The following is a 16,798-nucleotide window of genomic DNA, read 5'->3' as shown; positions in this document are numbered from 1 at the left end:
TGCTGGTGCATGGCGTCCTGAATTCTTGCGCGGGAGCGAAGGCTCTGTCGGTCGAGTCGTCAATCCAGCGAAATCCTCCCGTGGTTGATTACCTCGCCCCAGCGCTTGCTTTCCTTTGCGAAGAGTTTCGTCATGTCGTCGCTCGTGCCTGGATAAGGGCGCGCACCCTGCTCTGCGAGCTGTGCGATGAAGCGCTTATCTTTCGTCGCGGTCAACACCGCATCCTGTAGTTTTCGAATAACGTCAGAGGGCGTACCGGCGGGGGCCATCAGGCCGTACCACGACTCCACGACCATGTCCTTCACGCCTGCTTCGGTGAATGTCGGCACCTCGGGAATCGCGGGATCGCGTTTATCGCTTGCAACCGCAAGGATGCGAAGCTCGCCTGACTTAGCATAGGGCAGCACGTTAGGCAGATTGGCAAACATCAGTTGCACCTGTCCCGACAATAGATCCACTCCGGCCGGCGATGCCCCCTTGTACGGTACGTGCACGAACCTCGCACCAGTTCGGGACATGAACAACTCCCCGATCAGATGGTTGATGGACCCCATCCCAGCGGATGCCATGTTCAGTTTTCCCGGGTGTGCCTTGGAATAGCTGATCAGCTCGGCCACGTTGTGGACGGGCGAATTCTTCGGGACGGCCAATACGTTGGTCACAGTCGAGAACAAAACGATCGGGACCAGCTTCTTCGGGTCGTAAGGCAGCTTGCGGGAAAGCAATGGCTGCACCGCTTGCCCCATCGAACCGAGCAGCAGCGTATATCCATCGGGCGCTGCCTTGGCCACAATACTCGCCCCGATGACACCGCCAGCTCCCGCCTTGTTGTCAACCACGACCGGCTGACCCAGCTTTTCACTGATCTGTGCGGCGACTAGGCGACCCATCATATTCACGGTACCCCCCGCAGCAAAGGGAACCACCAGCGTGACCGGCTTGGATGGATAAGTCTCTGCGTGCACACCGCATGTGAGCACGGCGAAGGACAGGAGAACTGCGATAGACCTAAGCATGAAGACTGTCTCCATTATTGAACGGTGAGGCGCGTGACCGCCTGACCGAGTGCTTTCTGGGCGCGCGCAAGCTGGCCGCGCGCACCGGCTACCCATTGTTGGTCGGCTTCGCGCTCGGCCCTGGCATGCTTCAGCAGCCGGGCGATCTGCTCGGGTCCGATGCCACCGTCGGTCACTCGCGTCTGGACGAACCGTACGGGGTCGAGGGCTTCGCTCACGATGGCGTCACCTAGATGCAGCCCGATGCCTCCGGTCTCCAGTGCAGCTGCATCAAGGCGAGAGCTTGTCAGTTGACTGGGACTGAGCCCCTCCAGTACGCAGTTGCGCACGGCGCGCGCCACAATGTGGTGCACCTTTCGAAAAGACAGGTGGCGCTCACGCACGATGACATCGGCGAGGTTGCTGGCGGTGCACCAGCTGTCTTTGAGCACATCTGACATGCGTTCACGGTGGACGATCAGCGTCTCCATCACACCGGTAAACAAGTCGAGCATGTCCTCCGTAGTCGTTATCGCCTCATCGATCTGCGAGACGATACGCATAGCCTGATCGCCCGTACCCTCCCCCCGGAACGTCGCGAGAGCGGTACTGAGCCACATCACGGCCGGGCCCGCCGCCTTGCGGATCGTCTCCAAGGCGACCGGATTCTTCTTCTGCGGGAAAATGCTACTCGTTCCACAGTAGCTGTCGTCACATTCCACAAGGCTGAATTCCGTACTGGACCAGATATGCAGATCGGTGGCCAGGTCATTGAGGTCTGCCATGATGAATGACAGTGCGCCAATCGCATCGGCGGAATCAAAGGCCTCGCGACCGAGCTTCGCGTTTTCGACCCGTCCATCGAAGCCAAGCAGTTCTGTGGTGCGTGCGCGATTGAGGGGCCATGAGGTGCCTGCGAGCCCCACGGTCCCCAGCGGGTTGCGGTTCACGCGGCCGTAGGCCTGCGTCAGACGTATGAAGCTGTCGTGCAGACGAGAGCTGAAACTCAGTAAATAGTGGCCGAAGATCCACGGCTGAGCCTGCTGCATGTGTGTGTAGCCAGGCATGATCGTGTGTGCGTGGGCTGCGGCCTGTTCGGCAATCGCCTGCTGAAATGCGTTGAGGCGGTCCATTAGATCGAGCAGTCGATTGCGTTGGTAGAGGCGACGCACAGTGGCGCCTTGGTCGATGCGACTGCGACCAGTGTGCATCTGACCGCCGATGTCCTCCCCGATCGCGCCGAACAGATACGATTCCATCTGCAGCAGGAAGCTTCCTTTGCGCGCGTCCACCGGGAAATCTGACGGCGGCATGGCGCTGATGGTAAGCAGTTCTTGCAGGATGGCGCGCGCGGTGCCCTCCGCCAAAATCCCCTCCTCCGCAAGCATAACGGTATGGGCGAGGTCAACCGCGACGAACTCATGAAACTGCCGCCGTTCGCCCTCGAGTCCAGGCGTGGCGTAGTACTTCGTTAGCCGTGCGGCGGGCGGCGACTTCAGCCGGGCTTCGGCAAGGGTGGCTTCTTCTATCATGGCGTGGGTCAGCGAGTTCAAATTTATGACTCGATGATGAATTCCTCGCCAGGCATAGACAACTACAGATGCGGTTGGACGCGCATAAGCAATTCTTCTACCCCACACTGGACTTGAACAGGGTCGTGACCACTTTAATGAAGTCTTCAACGACTCTCGATCGCGGTTGATGGGCGGGTAGCACCATCGCGAAATGAAACTCCACCGCAGGGAGCAGCGGCTTCCACACCACGCCCGGGTCACGTACGCGACGGGCGGTAAAGGGATCGACGACGGTCAGGCCTAGGCCGCCCGAGACCAGACTGCAAGCGACGTGGCCAAGCGAGGTATCGACGGCCCGCCGGCATGCCACCCCGGCAGCTTCCAGCTCCAGCTCCAACCGCATGCGCACTGGGCTGTTCGGACTCAACGAGATCAGCGACTGACCCTCCAGATCGGTGATGCGGATCGTCTTCTTCCGCGCCAGCGCATGTCCTTTCGGCAGAACGCAAACGGCCGCCACGCTCGGAAACGGGAACACGTCCACGCCAGGGTATTCTTGCGCCGCCGTCTGTACGAAGCCAATATCGATCTGATGCGCCGCCGCGAGCTCAAGCACGCCGAGCGAGTTGCGCACATCCAGCGAGATCGCCAAGTCGGGACGTGCTTGAGAAAACTGTCTAACACTCTCGCTAAGCAGGCTGAGCCCAAGGGTATGCATCGACGCCACGCGCAACGTACCGATACGCGCAGATTTCAAATCCTGCGCGACTCGCTCGATCTGCTCCATGCCTCGATAGAAGCGATCTACCTCACGGAATAGCCGCTGTGCCTCCGCGCCGGGGATCAATCGATTGCCTTCGCGGCGAAACAGGCGAATCTCCAAGCGCTGCTCGAGATCTTTGATGAGGGCGCTGACAGCCGGCTGGCTAATCTTCAATAGTTCGGCAGCCATGGTCATACTGCCAGCCATCATCACGCTGCGAAACGCTTCAAGTTGTCGAGGATTGAGTTGCATTCGAGGTTCGCCGCATCGCGTTTAAGGTCCATTTGCGATCATAAGCCATCCTTATGCTTTTCCGACCCCGTAGGTTCCGTGTGGGAACGTCCTCATCCAACCTCCCAGATCCCGTTCGATTCGTCGGCACCACCATTTCTCCTGCTGGCCTGCTCCTGAAAAAAGGCGTCCGTTCGCGCGCCTGCGCTGCAGCTCTATCAAGGCGTCATGTGCCAGACCTTCCGGGTCCAGACTCGACGCGCCGCCGAGCCGGCGGTGGTGATCCTCTCTGCCAAGCATGGTCTCGTCGCGCCGGACGATACGCTGGAGCATTGCGACTTGCAAATGACACCTGCCCGCGCAGACGAGATTTTGGCGAAGCTGCGCCAGTCTGTCATGCAGTTGGCCTGGCCACGGCGGGCCAGCCGAGTTCTGCTCGCTGGCGGACAAACCTATCGCCGCAGCGAGGAGGTTAGCAGCGGTATCGGCAACCAGCGCTCTCAACTTGCACGTTTCCTCTTTGGAATGGCCCCACAGTTTGCCGGGCAGATTGGCTCGCATCCAAACGGCAGCCCGGTGTTTCGGCGATATGGCCCATTCGAAGTGGGCGACGAGGTCGAACTCCAATACCGGGCAATTCCGGGTTCGACGACCACGCCTGCGCACGTTCTTTCGCTCTTTCAGGGACCTGCCGGGCCAACCGCAGAGGTACAAATGGCTCGCGATGTGAAAGGTCGCATGAGAAAGAGCGCTCGCTGGGTCAGCGTCACAGACTTGGGGCTACCGTCATGAGTATCGAGGCCGACAACCAACGCATTTTGAGTGCGAAGGCGAAACGCCTTGCGGAAGAGCTGGACGGTACGGCAGAGCAGTTGCTTGCCCTCGCCTATGCTGGCTACCACGCTTGGACGAGCATCGTCGACTCCATTTTCCCGAGAGTCGCTAGCACACCCTCTTGCTTGAAATCCTTCGTTACTGCGCAGACCAAAATCCACTCGAATGCCCGCCGCTTGAGGTAAGCCACGTCGAAGCGGTGGAACAGGCGATGGACGAATCGCTGCAGCCGAGAGCTGCCGTTCCAGGGCTCAAACACACCGAGAAGGCGTTCACACCGAGTGAAGTGAAGCTCGGCGAGCACGAATATCTGTGTCGTCATTCTCGCGTCCCCGGAAGCGCGCTATCAGCATGGATCGCGTCTTGGCTTGCCGGGCAGCCGCCGTCGGACATGTGGTTTGGTCTTTCACTCAGCGGTCAACGCGATGCGGACCACCGCGTGTCTCAGGTGCTTTCCGCATGTGTCGCGCATCAATTTCTTGTTCTCGATCCCCTGACAGGCCCCATTACCCTCACAGCGCTACCTCCTTATATTGGCAAAGCGCCCTGCTGCGAGCAACTTCGCCTGGACGCCCTCCACGGACGAGAGGTTTGCGACGTATCGGAGCAGCTGTCGATTTGCCCGTCTCGCATCGAGCTTGTCGTCGCGGGGGGATCGAGCCGGGCCTCCGACCTCCCTACCCATCCGGGCTGGCTGCGGTCTTTGCGCAACGAATGTCAGTCGGCGCATGTCACCTTTGTCTTTACTGGTTGGGGTTCCTGATTGCCGGTGACGGACGCCACCGACGCTTCGCATGAAGAATTCTGCCTTGAGGACGGAACGCGCATGCACAGGCGAAACACGCACTCATTAAGCGCTGAGTGCGTCGCACGACGCGCGGCGCAGCATTTTGCATTACATGGGCCTGCGAGATGAGGATTGACAGATGGGAAATAGCCGCTTGGCAGCGAACTGCCACCTAAGAACGGAGGTACCTTTAGGGGAGCAAACGGAATACTGGGACGGATATCTGGCCAGTACGTGGCGACAGCCTTGCACCGGTTGCCTTCGGCCGCCATGGCAACCGAGGAACATCTCGAGGTAGAGATCGATGCCGGCCCGAATGGACGCGTTCGTCTTTTTGCTCAGCGAAAGCAAGCCAGACACCATCGGCACTCGCACTATTTCTGGTCGGTGTACAGGGCTGAACCTGTCGAGAGCGAGAATCCTTACTAAGGATTCCACGCTACGTAGTATTCTCCCCTTACACGAGTAAGTGTCCCAACACCATGCGGAACTGGATCAAGCCCCTCGCCCACGCTTTTGTCGCGATCATGTTATTTGTGGTGGCCGCGCTTGTTTCGCGCGCTTTGTACGTAAGCATGGCGCCGGCGCCCGCTTCAGCCACAAGCGAGGACGCTGACATCCTCCACGAAGTGGCCGACTGCGGGGCGCAGCGCAAAGAGTCAGAATACGGGCAGCGAGCACTCGAGGACACCACTATCCGTATGGCGCGCTGCCTCGATTCGTAAGCAATAGGCCTCCTTGCCTAAGTAAGCGGTATTGCTGCCTTATGGGTGTGCACGCATTTGGCAAATTTCCAATGGATTCATCGGCCTCCCAACGTCTCTAGATCTATTTACGCCTTGCGAGAAGCGTCGCCAGACTGCCGCGAAGCTTCGTCAGTGTTGCAATCGGCAGCACGTCGAAGGCGGCAGCCGACGCCCATCTCCGATACGGAGAGAGGCGACCGGCGCCTAGCGTCCGTGACGTGGCGACACAGGATCGCCGCTTCAGTCAAGACAACGACCGCTATAGGCTCTTGCGAAAGGACCATCTTTCGCAAGACGTCGAGTTTCATCGAATTCACAGATGCCTTCCGGCTCTCAACTTGATCTACTTCAGCGATTCTTCCGCCGCGTAGTTGCTCGACGTCGCCATCGTTGTCTTCCATCGCTCGGTTCGCGACGACTCCTTGCGTAGCGAGGATAAAACGCATCAAGCGCCTCTTCAATGACATCAGTCCGTGTCCGCTCGAACGGTGGACACTCAATCAAATTGGCCTCCGCGCAATACCGCAGGATCTCCATCCTGAACGTATGCTGACGCTCTTGAGGAAAATGCAGGCGTCGGTTCTTTGCCCACGCGCGATAGCCAGCATAGGTCAAGGCCAGCAACTGCTCCGCCGTCCCGTCCAAATGCTGCGCCAGGCGCCGAGCTTCGTGCGATAGCGCGCGGTGATTATCTACGTCTTCGCGCAGCGGTGCGGCAGCCGCGTTGGCCTCCGTACAAGAATGTTTAGCCATCATATGGTCCTCCAAAAAAAAAAGAACAAAAAAAGCCCGCCGACCCCGGAGGGAGTGGACGAGCACAAGGAAATGCAATGAGCAGATTTAGTTTGAAGGCTCGGCCGTCTGCGGCGACGGCAGAAGACCATCCATTGCGAATGCCCTGAGGTTAGTATCGCAATACGTCGCCATGCCGCCCCATCGTTACCGCGAGGTAGTGATCAGGTGGGCAGCGTCCTGCCCAATTCGATCTTTCGGTCGGCATAGAAAGCCCCAAGAGCATTCCCGGTCAGCGGTTGCGCCCTACCAATCGATGACGACAATGAGCTTATGTGTCAACGAGCAGATCATCAGGTACAACGCGAAGATGTTCGCCGCGCTCTCGCATGCGATAACTGATATCGCGGATGTTGACCGGTTGCAGTGATGAAGGAATGCGCTAATTGACCTTCCGACCATGCGAGGTCGTCAGCACGGCCATCAACGAAGGGTTAAGTACTCGCGCGGATTGTGGCCATGACTGATCCGCCAACTACGACAACAACGTTCTGCATTGTCGGACATCGAGGAACTAGCGGAACCCGTTGACGCAACGGGAACGTGTTTCCGATGGGCGATTAGAGTTAGATGGCCAGGCTATGCTGGCGTGCCATGGAACAGAAGGAGGTGGCACCTTGCGGTGCGGATTCGATGCGTCTGGGACGCGGTAAGTGCGACGATATTAACGCATGCAGAGCGTCCGATCAAATCCGGACTGCGTCTCACCGCCCTTATGCAATATGACTTCACGCCTCCAATCGCTTTTCATTGATGCAAGGCCAAGTGTGCTTAGCGATCATGAGTTCTTCGTTCGTAGGTACCACCAATACCTCGACGCCGCCTGGGGCGCCAGTATTCACAGCACCCGCAGCCTCGGACCGAGCCACTTCGCAGCAAGACTGAGGAGCGCAGTCCGGAGGATTGGGGCGGAAGATGGCGATGGTAACGATCCCGACCGCACAGCCGTTACCATCGAGACCCCGGCGGCTCTGCCGGTCGTGCCGCCGTGGTTCACCTCATCGACAAACTCAAGGCCATCCGCGTAGCTGTAGCTCCTGTGGTTACCGCTTAGGTCAATCTGCGTCCAGAACGTCGATGCGCTCCTGCGAACCGGCAAAGTCTTACACTGCGTGCCTCGCCATGGCGAGGCGGGGCCAAAGCCGTGCTAGTCAGCGCCGTGCCGGCGCTGAGCATGCTCTACCTCGCGAGCTGATCGACGAATAGTTCCGCCAGCATGCGGGCCGATGTGCCCAGCGGCATCGCGCGCAGGCGGATCAGCCCCGCCTGCATGGGCGGCGGCAGCGGCGACAGCGAAGCGAAGGCTTGGAAACCACTGCTGTAGAGCGGATCGGCCAGTAACTGCGTGGGGCAATAGCCGATCGCATCGGTGCGCCGCATCAGTTCCGTCATCAACGTGGGCGAGGTGCAGGCCGTGATCCGATGCGGCACGGGCAGGCGGTTTGCCGCAAGCCATTCCAGCAACGTTTCGCTCTGGCTGCCCGCAGACAGGTTCAAGGTCCACTGGGCCTCGGCCAACTCCTCCCAGCGTGTGGCGCCGGCCAGCGGGTGTGCGGTCCGGCCGGCCGGCACGGCGCCGACTTCGACCAGCGGCTCGAAGGTCAATTCGGGCGGCAGGTCGGCCGGATCCGCGATGGCGATGGCGAAATCCAGGCGGCCCTCGATCAGCCGGGGAATCAGGTCGGCGAGGAACCCTTCGCTCAAGGATAGCCGGGCGTCGGGCTGCCGGGCCGTGAAAGCCCGCCACGCCCGCGGCAGTATCTCGAGCGCCAGCAGCGGCGTGACGGCGGCACTTACATGGGCGCCGGCGCCGCCTTGAAGCAGCCGGATCTCTTCGCGGGCGCGCTCGAGCGAGGCCAGTGCCAGGCGCGCGTTGGTCAGCAGCACCCGTCCCGCCGCCGTGAAATCGACACCCTTGTGACTGCGCACCAGCAGTTCTGTCCCGACGTCCTCCTCAAGTTCGCGTAAGGCCTTTGTCAGCGCGCTTTGGCTGAGATGCAGGCTGCGGGCGGCCGCTCGGATCGTGCCGCTCTCGGCCACTTGGACAAAGGCCCGGAGTTGGTGCTGGCGCATGGCTGAGGGGTCCGGAGATGGGTGGAGCGTTGGAGACGGTGAACACCATTGGTGTTCACCTCGGAAAATATATCGCTAATTGGTTTTCTCTGCGAGCCATATGATGAAGCAAACCCAATCCGAAGCTTGCCGCATTGCCTATGACCGAAGCCGCCCTGCGCGACCCCGATGCCGACGACATGACGGCCTGGCGGCGCCACTTTCACCGCTGTCCGGAACTCGGCTTCGAGGAGTTCCGGACCAGCGCCTTCGTCGCCGCGAAGCTCGAAGCGTGGGGTTACGAGGTCACGACGGGCATCGCCGGGACGGGGCTTGTAGGCCGGCTACGCTTTGGCCGTGGCGGCCCGCGCCTTGGATTGCGCGCCGAGATGGACGCGCTACCGATTCAGGAGGCGACGGGGCTGCCCTGGGCCAGCCAGTTGCCCAGCAAGATGCACGCATGCGGCCACGACGGCCACACCGCCATGCTGTTGGGCGCAGCGCAGCGCCTGGCGGCGATGCAGCGCTTGGATACGGACTGGAACGGCACCCTGCATTTGATTTTCCAGCCGGCCGAGGAGCTGGGCGGCGCCGGCGGCGCGCGGCGCATGATGGACGAGGGGCTGTTCGACCGCTTTCCGTGCGATGCGGTGTTTGCCATGCACAACTACCCGGGGCGCCCAGTGGGGCGTTTCTATGTCCGCGAAGGCGCGTTCATGGCGTCGTCGGACCGTGCAGTCATCACCTTCCATGGCGTCGGCGGGCACGGCGCCATGCCCCAGTTGGCGACTGATCCGACGGTGGCGGCGGCATCGACCGTGATGGCGCTGCAGAGCGTCGTTGCCCGCAACGTCGATCCGCAGACGGCTGCCGTAATTACCGTGGGGCGCCTTGAGGCCGGCAGGACCTACAACATCATTCCGGAATCCGCCGAGCTGGAACTGAGCATCCGCGCGTTGCAACCCGACGTCCGCGCACTGTTGGAGCGGCGCATCCATGAGGTGGCCGCCGGACAGGCGCAGGCGTTCGGGCTGCGGCATACCGTGGCTTACGAACGTGGCTATCCGGTACTGGTTAACGGGGGACCGGAGACCGCGCTCGCCGTACGGGTCGCCCGGCAGTTGCATGGCGACGACTGCATTGATGCCGACGCCACGCCGCTATGCGCCAGCGAAGATTTCGCGTACATGCTGGCCGAGCGCCCCGGCTGCTACCTGATGATCGGCAATGGCGACAACGGCCATGCGGGCGGTGTGCCGACTGGGCCTTGCAGCGTGCACAACCCTTCGTACGATTTCAACGACCGTTGCCTGGACACGGGCGCGGCATTCTGGGTGGCGCTGGCCACCGAGTTCTTCCACCCCACTGCCTGACTGCCATGAGCCCCAATCGCCGCATGTTCGCCCGCAGCACGTTTGCCGTCCTCGCCACGGTTGGCCTGTTCGCCACGCCCGGCGCGAGTGCGGCGGACGCCTATCCCTCCCGTCCCGTGGTACTGATGGTGCCGTATCCGGCGGGCGGGCTGTCCGATGCCATTGCTCGGAGCCTGAACACGCGCCTCTCGAAAGCGCTGGGCCAGCCGGTGGTGGTGGAAAACCTCGGGGGCGTGAGCGGCGCGATGGCGGCGCAGAAGGTGTTGAACGCACCGGCGGACGGCTACATGATCTTCCTCGGCTCTCCCAACGAGGTCATTCTGGCGCCGCTCTCCAACGCAGCCGTCAAGCTGCGCACTGAAGACTTCCGGCTGCTGACGCCGGTGACGGTCAACCGGTTGGTGATGGTGGCGCGTCCTGACCTGCCGGTTCGCAACGTGGATGACGTGATCGCGCTCGCCAAGTCGAATACCGCCAAACCGCTGACGTACGGCAGCGTTGGGCCCGGCTCGATGTACCACTTGGTGACCGAGGACATGGCCACGCGCACCCACATCGGTGTGAGTCACATCCCATACAAGGGCATGGCGCCGCTCGTGCAGGACCTCGCCGGCAAAAATGTCGATTTCGCCATCCTGCCATACGCCACAACCTTTCGCGGGCTGGCCGACCAGGGACGGTTGAAGCTCGTAGGCTGGGCCGGCAACAGCCGCAGCAAGGTCGATCCGGCCATCCCGGCATTCGGCGAGGGCATGCAGCTCAAGGATTTCGAGCAGGCGACCTGGGCAGGCATCATGGTCCGACAGGGCACGCCCGAAGCGGTGGTCACCCGCTTGCATCAGGCCCTCGTCGTGACCCTGGAGGACCCGCAGGTCGCCAGTGGCCTTGAGGCAACCGGCGCGGAAGTAGCCAAGCCCAGTTCGGTCGCCGATGCCCAGCGCTTCCTGCAAGCCGAAACCGGCAGGTTCCGGGCGATGGCCAAGCGCATTAACCTCCAGCCGCAGTGAGGATCGGCGGCCACGCGTTCAGCTCACATCGCGCAGGTGGCTCCCCAGCACCGGGTTAGGTACATGAGGGCGGATTGGAAAAAGGCGCGTAGCGATGCATGGGCATACGCTGGCAGCGATTCTCTGCCGGATTCGCGTAGGCCGAACGACTGCCCTCACGCTTTACTAGTGCCCTATCCTGTTCACGAGTTGCGCCTCGAATACGCTTTGTGCGCGAGTAGGTCGATTTCACCAGCGCCGTTGGCCAGCCCCCCGACCAGGCGTAGGGCCGGTGATGCGCCGTGAATCGGCCCCGCCGGGCCTCCTCCCACCGGCACCTTCCGGCCCAGAGCGCTGGGGCCGCAGAGAACGCCGTCATTATTCCGCTGGGCAGCGATAGCCCGGTAGTGCTACGGGCCGTCGTGTCGTCTGGCTCTGGCCCTTTTGTCGCCCGTCTGCCTTTTACAAAGCAAACATTGTAAAATGAATTTACAAATCACAATTTGTACTCCCTCCCTACAAGCTACGTTGCGTATTTGAATATTACGCATTAGAGTTTGTAAAGATAGAATACAAATTGGGGTTTGTATGTCCGACTTTGTCGTCCGCACGGCGGAGCAACTGCCTGCCTTACTCCAGGCTTTCCGAAAGCAGTCTGGCCTGACGCAGGCTGACACCGCCGTCCGGCTGGGCGTCAGCCAGCAAGCCTTCTCTGCGTTGGAGCGCAACGCTGAAAAGGCCAGTGCCGATCGGCTGCTGGAACTGCTCAGCATTCTGGGCGTGGAGCTCGTGCTGCGAAAGCCCGATGAAACGCCGACACAGAACCTGTCGGCCGGCCCCCGATGGTGACGCATGGGTCGACGCTCACACACTCGTACCCTGACGCTCTGGATGAACGGCGAATTCGTTGGCACATGGAGCGCGCATCCCCATGCCGCAGAGACTCTGCAGTACGCCGACTCTTGGGTCAGTTCTCGCCGAGGCCGCCCCCTATCGCTGTCCCTACCCTTTACGCCTGGCAATCAGCCACACCGGGGCGACGCCGTGCGTACCTACTTCGAGAACCTCTTGCCCGACAGCAGGGACATCCGCGAGCGCGTTGCGCGCCGGTTCCAGGTGGGCTCCACCGAGGCATTCGCCCTGCTCGCCGAGATTGGCCGGGACTGCGTAGGCGCCTTGCAGGTGCTGCCAGATGCCACGCCACCCGACGGTGTTGAGGAAATCCGCGCGACGCCCCTGGACGAGGCTGCTGTAGCTCAGGCATTGCGCAACACCCTCTCTCCGGCCCCGGTCGGCGGGCGCGATACCTCCGACGATCAGGATTTCCGCATCTCCATCGCTGGCGCCCAGGAAAAGACCGCTCTACTCTGGTTTAAGGGTCAATGGTGCATGCCGCACGGGGCGACGCCGACCACGCATATTTTCAAACTGCCGCTAGGCTTGGTCGGCAACCTCAAGTTCGACATGAGCGAATCGATCGAGAACGAGTGGTTGTGCTCCGAGATTCTGCATGCCTACGGTCTACCGGTGGCGCGATCCCAGGTGCTCCAGTTTGAAGACCTGAAGGTCCTCGCGGTCGAACGCTTTGACCGCCGCTGGTGGACGGACCCTAATGGCAAGAGCTGGCTCATCCGGTTGCCGCAGGAAGACATTTGCCAGGCAACCGGTACGCCGCCGCACCTGAAGTATGAGTCCGATGGCGGCCCTGGAGTACGCACGATCATGAAGCTGCTGGCCACCTCGCAGGATTCGGATGAAGACCGGCGCAAGTTTTTTCAGGCCCAAGTCCTTTTCTGGATGCTTCGTGCCACCGATGGCCACGCCAAGAACTTCAGCATTTTCCTGAACGCCTCCGGCAGCTACCGGCTCACGCCGCTGTACGACGTGCTCTCGGCCTACCCGGTCATCGGCAAAGGCGCCAACCAGTTGTCGCCCTTCAAGGCGAAGATGGCCATGGCAGTGCGCTCCAAAAATACGCACTGGGTCATGCGGGACATCCTGCGCCGGCACTGGCTGACCGTCGGCGCCGAGCATGGCGTGGTGGCGCACGACGGCCGCGGCGTAGAGGCGGTGGTTGACGACTTGATGGCGCGCACGCCCGAGGTCGTGGCGACAGTTCGCGCACGACTTCCCGCTCAATTCCCGATGCAGGTGGCGGACACCATCCTCAACGGCCTGCAAGAGGCTGCCGACAAACTGGCCGTCTGACGCTAGGGGACCAGCGATTTGGCGTAACCCAACTATTTGACGGAGGCCGCGCACTGGGCCAGGCCCAGGGGCCGCTTCGGCTTGCCGCTCCCGCGCCCCAGCGTCTTCCGATTCGGTGCGCGCCCGACCCTCACCCCGGCGCGAAGCATGGGTCAGTGACAAGTTCATCGCACTGGGGATATGTCGTTTGTATCGATGACACCCCACGCGGCGCACGCCTTTGGGGCCCGCTCCACCAAACTGCTCCTCATCATTCGCGCGACGCTGCGGTAACGGCTGCCTTAAAGCGCACGGCTCGCCATTGATATGTTGCTCGGACCATTAGCTTAACTGTTAGGTGCGCGCCGGCCGGCACGCCGAAGCCGATCGTCGACCGGCAGTCGAGCGATATCTCGGCAGTCGTCAATACGCCGGCGGTGCTGCAGCGACTGCGTGCGCGTGGCGTCGAACCGCAGCCGATGACGCCTCCACGTTTGCCGCATTCCAGAAAGCGGAAACTGCAAAATGGGGCAAGGTCACGCGCGACGCGGGCGTGCAGCCTGAGTAACGCGGGGCGGCCGTCGTCACGGCCGACGCTGGACTCCGAACTCAGCGGAGGGCCGACCAGATCGCATAGATCACGGCCGCCCAGACGCCGGCCACCAGCGCGATCCCCAAGTAGGAGGTCGGCTTGTCACGCCGGGCTTCGAACCAGCGGTCAGCCTGCGTGCGGCAGTCTGCCAGCACGCGGTCAGGCATAAGCTTGACCGCCAGCCAGATAAGGCCGGGCAGCAGCAAAACGTCGTCGACGTAGCCCAGGACCGGGATGAAATCGGGCACCAGGTCGATCGGACTGAGAGCGTACGCGACCACGAAGACGCACAGCGCCTTGGCCAGCAAGGGCGTCCCCGGATGTCGAGAGGCGAACCAGAGCGTCACGCCGTCGCGCTTGATGCGTCGCGCCCAGGCGCGCAGGTTGGTACGGATGGCCATCTTCGATGGGGGAACGCGGAACAGGCGCAGGTCTTAGGCGCGTTGTCGGGGTAGCGTCAGTCCAGCGGCAGTGCTATCCCCCTTTCGGCAAAGACCTCGCGCACCACAGACAGCCCGTTCAAGGCAGCCGGAAACCCCGCGTACACCGCCATCTGCATGACGACTTCCACCAGTTCGCGTGGCTGACAGCCGACGTGCAAGGCCGCATGCACGTGTACGCGGAGCTGCGGCGCTGCATTGCCAAGCGCGCACAACGCCGCAACGGTCGCCAGTTCGCGCTCGCGCAGGCCCAGTCCATCCCGGGCGTAGATATCGCCAAACGGAAACTCGACGATGTAGCGTGCGAAGTCGGGGAATGATCGGGCGAGGTTCTTGACCACTTCCTGGCCCGTGGCGCCATCGACAGCTTTCAGCATTCGCATTCCGCGTGCGTAACGATCGGCGTTCATCGGGCATCTCCCCGGCAATCAAGGGCGACGCTCACTCGGACAGGACGGTGGAACAGGTGCATGACGTTCTCCAGGGTGTTGATATGGACACTCTATGGCACGGGCCGGCGGAGCGGAATGACCGAGTTCGTGATACCTTTTTGGTATGTCTGAGCGCCTTGATTCCCGATCCCTGACGTTGTTCCTTGCCGTAGCCGATGCGCTGAGCTTCCGGCAGGCGGCAGAGACGTTGCATCTGTCACAGCCGCCCCTGAGCCGCGCGATCCGGGAGCTAGAAGCGCGACTTGGCGTGCAGCTGTTCGACCGGAACACGAAAGGCGTGGCCCTCACCGCTGCGGGGGAAAGGTTGCTGCCGTATGCGCGAAACATCGCGCGAATGCTGCGCGATGCCGAGGCAGCGGTGGCCACGAAGGGCCTTCCGTCGAATCTCAGGGTTGGCCTGACCAGCGCGGTGGAACCGGTTTGGTTTCGCGGCCTGGCCGAGCGCATGCAAGCCAGCCATCCCGCAACCATGGTGTCCACCGCTTCTGACACTTCGCCGCGGCTGATCAGGCAGCTCCGCGCCGGCAAGCTCGACGCGGCGTTTATCGCACTGCCTACGGAAGTGCATGGGCTGGACGTGCTGGAACTGGACCGCCTGCCGATGATTGCCGCGATCCATTCGAACCATGCGCTGGCGAAGCGCCGGACCGTCGGCCTTGCGGATCTGGCGCGTCAGCCCGTCTTCTGGTTCGAACGCGCGCGGCAGCCTGCCTTCTACGACCACTGCCAGACAGTCTTCGTCCGTCACGGCTTCGCGCCGTCAAAACTGAAAGAGCCGGCGGACCATCACGTCCTGCTTGCCGACGTCGCGAATGGCCGGGGCATTGCCCTGCTCCCGAAATCGTTCACCACGTTCCGGCGCGCGGGGGTCGTGTACCGCCCGCTCGCAGAGGGCGAAGAACTTTCGGTCGGCATCGGCCTGGCCTTGCCGAGTGATCGGACAGACATCCGCGATATCCTCGTCGCAGCGGCCAGGCCGAAGCGGCCTGCCTAGGCTGGCGCTGCCTGTTGGCGTGTCAGCATGAGGTCGAGGTTCTGCACCGGAGCGCCGGAAGCGCCTTTGCCCAGGTTGTCGAACACCGCCGAGAGCAGGATGTTGCCGTGCTCGGCGTTTGCGCACACGCGCAACTGCATGTCACCGTCTGCGCCTTGGCTTCAAGAGCCGGCATGCCGGCGAGCTCCACCTGAAGGCGTTCTCGTTCGGCCACCAGCATGCTTTCCTGCCGAATCAAGGCTTCGATCCGGCCGTCGATTGCCACACCAATCACGGACATGAGCCTTGGCGAAATCGTGCGTGAAGCGTTCGCCAGCATTGGCCATGAGGCCGAAGACATGGGGCCGAGAATATTGCGTAACACGTACTGCCGACGACTACTGATCCTTGGCATTGCGCCCGACGCAGTCACAGAGCGGCTTGGCCTGGTCAGCAACCGGACGGTGGAACGTATCGTCGCAACAATCTGAGAAGCCTGGTCAGGCAGGATGCTCGCCGTCCGAGAACGGCCAGGAACGGACACTCGAGACTCTTGCGACATCTCGGACAAGCCAATGCGCATTAGATCAGGACAGGTTCTGGAAAGGCTCGGTGCCAGGAGAGGATCTCCACCCTTTCTCGTAGACCCTCGAGCCAGAATGGATCCGAATCCAGTAACGCCTCTACTTCCGACTTGTCGGCAGCGTCGACAATCCATAGACCTCCGACCGCAGCAGATTCCGGAGCCGGCCTCAGGGAACCTGCCGCCAGGATCTTGTCGCGCCGACATCTAAGCCATTCTAGGTGCGCATCCATAAGAGCCATCCGCAGCCGACTACTGTCTGGCTTGTCAAAAAAAACGAACAGCAAAAAGCATCAGCTATCTCCTCGCTGAAAACTGGTACCAGGGGATAGTACGACGGAACTGGTCCAAGACGCGAATACCAACGTTGAACTTGTCGCCCGCTGCAACAAGCGACTGCTAAGGGTCGTGGATTCAATGGGTCGATGCAACACTAGACACTGCGTCAGCAGTGGAGGTGCTGCAAATGAAACAAAGGCGCCGGATTTACTACACCGA

Annotated in this window: 15 protein-coding genes and 2 pseudogenes; 9 read left to right on the top strand and 8 right to left on the bottom strand. The window is 61.7% G+C overall.

Translation table 11 applies throughout. The annotated features are described in order from the left end of the window. Positions 1-59: 59 nt before the first annotated feature. The 3 genes from EV147_RS25630 to EV147_RS25620 form a co-directional block, all read right to left on the bottom strand. Positions 60-1,016, bottom strand: coding sequence for a Bug family tripartite tricarboxylate transporter substrate binding protein (locus EV147_RS25630; RefSeq protein ID WP_130394041.1), 957 nt, complete (start codon positions 1,014-1,016; stop codon positions 60-62). Positions 1,017-1,030: 14 nt separating this feature from the next. Further along, entirely contained in the window at positions 1,031-2,548 is a 1,518-nt protein-coding gene (gene argH, locus EV147_RS25625; RefSeq protein WP_235845034.1) for an argininosuccinate lyase, read from the bottom strand. Between the two features lie 76 nt (positions 2,549-2,624). After that, positions 2,625-3,524 (bottom strand): LysR substrate-binding domain-containing protein, encoded by a 900-nt coding sequence (locus tag EV147_RS25620; RefSeq protein WP_130394040.1) that lies wholly within the window; start codon positions 3,522-3,524, stop codon positions 2,625-2,627. A 171-nt stretch (positions 3,525-3,695) separates the two neighbouring features. Here EV147_RS25620 and EV147_RS25615 point away from each other — a divergent pair. The 3 genes and pseudogenes from EV147_RS25615 to EV147_RS25605 form a co-directional block, all read left to right on the top strand. Next, positions 3,696-4,295 (top strand): annotated as a pseudogene (locus EV147_RS25615) (DUF6884 domain-containing protein); the annotation flags it as partial. Further along, positions 4,292-4,522, top strand: coding sequence for a hypothetical protein (locus EV147_RS25610; RefSeq protein WP_130394038.1), 231 nt, complete (start codon positions 4,292-4,294; stop codon positions 4,520-4,522). The pseudogene EV147_RS25615 and the gene EV147_RS25610, both read left to right, overlap by 4 nt. A 26-nt stretch (positions 4,523-4,548) precedes the next feature. Further along, positions 4,549-5,100: a DUF5131 family protein gene (locus tag EV147_RS25605; RefSeq protein WP_130394037.1), complete on the top strand. Its 552-nt coding sequence runs from the start codon at positions 4,549-4,551 to the stop codon at positions 5,098-5,100. Positions 5,101-7,841: 2,741 nt separating this feature from the next. On the opposite strand, the gene EV147_RS25595 is transcribed toward EV147_RS25605, so the two are convergent. Next, a complete protein-coding gene (locus tag EV147_RS25595) occupies positions 7,842-8,735 on the bottom strand; it encodes a LysR substrate-binding domain-containing protein (protein WP_130394036.1) in 894 nt (297 codons plus the stop codon). Positions 8,736-8,875: 140 nt separating this feature from the next. Between EV147_RS25595 and EV147_RS25590 the strand changes: the two genes are divergently transcribed. The 4 genes from EV147_RS25590 (at position 8,876) to EV147_RS25575 (ending at position 13,281) form a co-directional block, all read left to right on the top strand. Further along, entirely contained in the window at positions 8,876-10,087 is a 1,212-nt protein-coding gene (locus EV147_RS25590; RefSeq protein ID WP_407923292.1) for a M20 aminoacylase family protein, read from the top strand. A gap of 5 nt (positions 10,088-10,092) precedes the next feature. After that, positions 10,093-11,094, top strand: coding sequence for a Bug family tripartite tricarboxylate transporter substrate binding protein (locus EV147_RS25585; protein ID WP_235845030.1), 1,002 nt, complete (start codon positions 10,093-10,095; stop codon positions 11,092-11,094). A 567-nt stretch (positions 11,095-11,661) separates the two neighbouring features. Then, entirely contained in the window at positions 11,662-11,922 is a 261-nt protein-coding gene (locus EV147_RS25580) for a helix-turn-helix domain-containing protein (RefSeq protein WP_130394035.1), read from the top strand. Positions 11,923-11,925: 3 nt separating this feature from the next. Next, the gene (locus tag EV147_RS25575) at positions 11,926-13,281 is read left to right on the top strand and encodes a type II toxin-antitoxin system HipA family toxin (RefSeq protein WP_130394034.1); all 1,356 of its coding nucleotides are present in this window, start codon (positions 11,926-11,928) and stop codon (positions 13,279-13,281) included. A 588-nt stretch (positions 13,282-13,869) separates the two neighbouring features. Here EV147_RS25575 and EV147_RS25570 read toward each other — a convergent pair. After that, a complete protein-coding gene (locus tag EV147_RS25570) occupies positions 13,870-14,253 on the bottom strand; it encodes a YkvA family protein (RefSeq protein WP_130394033.1) in 384 nt (127 codons plus the stop codon). 56 nt (positions 14,254-14,309) lie between these two features. Further along, the gene (locus EV147_RS25565) at positions 14,310-14,702 is read right to left on the bottom strand and encodes a carboxymuconolactone decarboxylase family protein (RefSeq protein ID WP_130394032.1); all 393 of its coding nucleotides are present in this window, start codon (positions 14,700-14,702) and stop codon (positions 14,310-14,312) included. A 145-nt stretch (positions 14,703-14,847) separates the two neighbouring features. On the opposite strand from EV147_RS25565, the gene EV147_RS25560 reads away from it, so the two are divergent. Next, on the top strand, positions 14,848-15,738 hold the full coding sequence (locus tag EV147_RS25560) for a LysR family transcriptional regulator (RefSeq protein WP_130394031.1): 891 nt from the start codon (positions 14,848-14,850) through the stop codon (positions 15,736-15,738). Here the strand turns inward: EV147_RS25560 and EV147_RS25555 are convergent. Beyond that, a pseudogene (locus EV147_RS25555) lies at positions 15,735-15,881 on the bottom strand (N-acetyl-gamma-glutamyl-phosphate reductase); the annotation flags it as partial. The gene EV147_RS25560 and the pseudogene EV147_RS25555 overlap by 4 nt on opposite strands. 75 nt (positions 15,882-15,956) lie before the next feature. On the opposite strand from EV147_RS25555, the gene EV147_RS25550 reads away from it, so the two are divergent. Further along, positions 15,957-16,208, top strand: a complete 252-nt coding sequence (locus tag EV147_RS25550) for a hypothetical protein (protein WP_198680365.1) — start codon at positions 15,957-15,959, stop codon at positions 16,206-16,208. Between the two features lie 91 nt (positions 16,209-16,299). Here the strand turns inward: EV147_RS25550 and EV147_RS25545 are convergent, their stop codons facing one another. Beyond that, the gene (locus EV147_RS25545; protein WP_235845038.1) at positions 16,300-16,533 is read right to left on the bottom strand and encodes a YciI family protein; all 234 of its coding nucleotides are present in this window, start codon (positions 16,531-16,533) and stop codon (positions 16,300-16,302) included. Between the last annotated feature and the right edge of the window lie 265 nt (positions 16,534-16,798).

Source organism: Cupriavidus agavae (genome assembly GCF_004217045.1).
Classification (GTDB): domain Bacteria; phylum Pseudomonadota; class Gammaproteobacteria; order Burkholderiales; family Burkholderiaceae; genus Cupriavidus; species Cupriavidus agavae.
The sequence above is the reverse complement of the archived record's forward strand: the minus strand, read 5'-3'. Positions and strand labels throughout refer to the sequence as shown.

What these genes read in the sequence shown, in the direction of transcription:
- EV147_RS25630 (WP_130394041.1), bottom strand. Translation starts at nt 1,016, where the DNA reads ATGCTTAGGTCTATCGCAGTTCTCCTGTCCTTCGCCGTGCTCACATGC.
- EV147_RS25620 (WP_130394040.1), bottom strand. Translation starts at nt 3,524, where the DNA reads ATGCAACTCAATCCTCGACAACTTGAAGCGTTTCGCAGCGTGATGATG.
- EV147_RS25610 (WP_130394038.1), top strand. Translation starts at nt 4,292, where the DNA reads ATGAGTATCGAGGCCGACAACCAACGCATTTTGAGTGCGAAGGCGAAA.
- EV147_RS25605 (WP_130394037.1), top strand. Translation starts at nt 4,549, where the DNA reads ATGGACGAATCGCTGCAGCCGAGAGCTGCCGTTCCAGGGCTCAAACAC.
- EV147_RS25595 (WP_130394036.1), bottom strand. Translation starts at nt 8,735, where the DNA reads ATGCGCCAGCACCAACTCCGGGCCTTTGTCCAAGTGGCCGAGAGCGGC.
- EV147_RS25590 (WP_407923292.1), top strand. Translation starts at nt 8,876, where the DNA reads ATGACCGAAGCCGCCCTGCGCGACCCCGATGCCGACGACATGACGGCC.
- EV147_RS25585 (WP_235845030.1), top strand. Translation starts at nt 10,093, where the DNA reads ATGAGCCCCAATCGCCGCATGTTCGCCCGCAGCACGTTTGCCGTCCTC.
- EV147_RS25580 (WP_130394035.1), top strand. Translation starts at nt 11,662, where the DNA reads ATGTCCGACTTTGTCGTCCGCACGGCGGAGCAACTGCCTGCCTTACTC.
- EV147_RS25575 (WP_130394034.1), top strand. Translation starts at nt 11,926, where the DNA reads ATGGGTCGACGCTCACACACTCGTACCCTGACGCTCTGGATGAACGGC.
- EV147_RS25570 (WP_130394033.1), bottom strand. Translation starts at nt 14,253, where the DNA reads ATGGCCATCCGTACCAACCTGCGCGCCTGGGCGCGACGCATCAAGCGC.
- EV147_RS25565 (WP_130394032.1), bottom strand. Translation starts at nt 14,702, where the DNA reads ATGAACGCCGATCGTTACGCACGCGGAATGCGAATGCTGAAAGCTGTC.
- EV147_RS25560 (WP_130394031.1), top strand. Translation starts at nt 14,848, where the DNA reads ATGTCTGAGCGCCTTGATTCCCGATCCCTGACGTTGTTCCTTGCCGTA.
- EV147_RS25550 (WP_198680365.1), top strand. Translation starts at nt 15,957, where the DNA reads ATGCTTTCCTGCCGAATCAAGGCTTCGATCCGGCCGTCGATTGCCACA.
- EV147_RS25545 (WP_235845038.1), bottom strand. Translation starts at nt 16,533, where the DNA reads ATGGATGCGCACCTAGAATGGCTTAGATGTCGGCGCGACAAGATCCTG.